The 2,123-nt window shown below is 71.5% G+C and carries 1 protein-coding gene and 1 pseudogene; one reads left to right on the top strand and one right to left on the bottom strand.

Translation table 11 applies throughout. The features are described from left to right. On the top strand, nt 1–787 hold a 787-nt coding region (locus DY240_RS23115; protein ID WP_147375468.1), incomplete at its 5' end, for an MMPL family transporter. A gap of 63 nt (nt 788–850) precedes the next feature. On the opposite strand, the pseudogene DY240_RS23110 reads toward DY240_RS23115, so the two are convergent. Continuing rightward, a pseudogene (locus DY240_RS23110) lies at nt 851–2,123 on the bottom strand (NAD-glutamate dehydrogenase); the annotation flags it as partial.

Here is a 2,123-nt window from a genome sequence, read left to right as displayed (position 1 = left end):
CGGCCCGCAGGACGCCGCGACGGAGGACCTCGTCCACACCCTGCGCGACGACGTCCTCCCGGGCGCGGGCGTCGAGGTGCACGTCGGCGGCGTCACGGCGACCTCGATCGACTCGACGGAGAACACGGCCGAGCGGCTGCCGCTGCTGATCGGCGGCGTCGTGCTGCTCTCGATGGTGCTGCTGCTGGTGTCGTTCCGGTCGATCGTCATCCCGATCACCGCCGCGCTGATGAACCTGCTCTCCGTCGCCGCCGCGTATGGCGTGGTCGCGCTGGTGCTGGAGGGCGGCTGGGCCGGGCAGCTGATCGGCATCGACACCGAGACGCCGATGCCGGCGTTCATCCCGGTGCTGGTCTTCGCGGTGCTGTTCGGTCTCTCGATGGACTACGAGGTCTTCCTGATCAGCCGGATGCGCGAGGCGTGGACGCGGACCGGCGACAACGCCCGCGCCATCGTCGAGGGCCTGGCCGGCACCGGCCGGGTGATCACGGCCGCGGCGGCGATCATGGTGGCGGTGTTCGCGGCGTTCATCCCCAGCCCCGAGGTGTTCCTCAAGGTCATCGGCGTCGGCATGGCCGCCGCGATCCTGGTGGACGCCACCGTCGTGCGGATGCTGCTGGTGCCGGCGGTCATGCACCTGCTGGGCCGGGCCAACTGGTGGCTGCCGTCGTGGCTGGAGCGCCGGCTGCCGCAGCTGCACGTCGAGGGCCGGCCGGAGGTGTACCTGGCCGACGTGGACGGCGCCGGCCGCGCCGCCGGCGAGCCGGAGCTCACCGCCGCCCGCTGACGACGTCCCCATGATCATGTTCCCTCGCGGTCGCTGATACGCCGCGAGGGAACATGATCATGGTCAGGTGGCGTCGGGGCGCAGGAGGCCGCGGACGGCGCGCAGGCCGACCGACAGCCGGGCGAGGTCGAAGCTGTCGCCTTCGACGATCTCGCGCAGCATCCCCTGGGTCCGCGTGACGACCACCTCGTCCTGTGCCGCCCATGCCTCGACGCGGTCCTGGGGCGCGGCCTCCTCGTGCGTGTGCTGGATGACCTGCGCCGTCAGCGCCGCCTGTACGGCGTGGAGGTCGTCGCGGAGGGCGGCGCGGGCCATCGTCTGCCAGCGGTCGCGCCGCGGCAGCGAGATGATCCGCTCGAGCAGCCGGCCCAGCTCGAGGAACGCGCCCAGGGTGAAGTGCACCCGCGCCACCTCGAGCAGGTCGGTGCCGGTGGCCAGCGAGTTCTCGACCATGCCCAGCCCGGCGTAGGCCGGCGGCAGCACCGCCACACGGTTGGCCAGCGGCTCCGGCACGCCGTCGGCGGTCAGCGTCTCGAGCCGCTCGTGGTAGAGGTCGAGCTCGCGGCCGGACAGCACGTCGGGCAGCGCCACCAGCAGCCGGGCGATCGGCTCCTCGAAGAACCCGATCTGCCAGGCGATGTCGATGGGTGGCCGGCGGTTGACGGTGAGCCAGCGGGTGGCCCGCTCGGTGATCGTCCGCCCCTCCAGCCGCATGCGGGTCTGGACGTCGAACGGCACGACGTTGTCCAGCTCTTTGATCGCGGCCATGAGATCCGGGATCTGGAAGACGACGCCGCCGACGGTGTGCGCGCGGGCGAGGTCCTCGGCCGTCCCGCCGGTCTCCATGCCCAGCCGGTACGCGAACGTCGTGCCGGCGGTGTTCACCAGCTCGTTGACCACGACGTTGGTGATGATCTCGCGACGCAGCGGGTGGTCGTCGATGATGTCGCCGTAACGGTCGCGCAGCGCGCTCGGGAAGTACGCGTGCAGGGCCGCGCCGAGGTAGGGGTCGTCGGGCATGCCGCTGGCCAGCAGCTCTTCGTACATGAGGTTCTTCGTGTACGCGAGCACGACGGACAGCTCCGGGCTGGTCAGCCCCTTCCCCGCCGTCATGCGCTCGGCCAGCTGCCGGTCGGTCGGCAGCGCCTCGAGCGCGCGGTCGAGCTTGCCCTGGCTCTCCAGCTTGGCGAGGTACGAGCGGTGGACGTGGGCCAGGTTCGCGGCCTGGTGGATGCCGTTGGCCAGGGCGATGTTCTGCCCGTAGTTGTGCGCCAGCACCAGCTCGGCGATCTCGTCGGTCATCTCGGCCAGCAGCTCGTTGCGCTGCTTCTCGGTG

Origin of the sequence: Jiangella rhizosphaerae, from assembly GCF_003579925.1 — a bacterium.
Classification (GTDB): domain Bacteria; phylum Actinomycetota; class Actinomycetes; order Jiangellales; family Jiangellaceae; genus Jiangella; species Jiangella rhizosphaerae.
The sequence above is the reverse complement of the archived record's forward strand: the minus strand, read 5'-3'. Positions and strand labels throughout refer to the sequence as shown.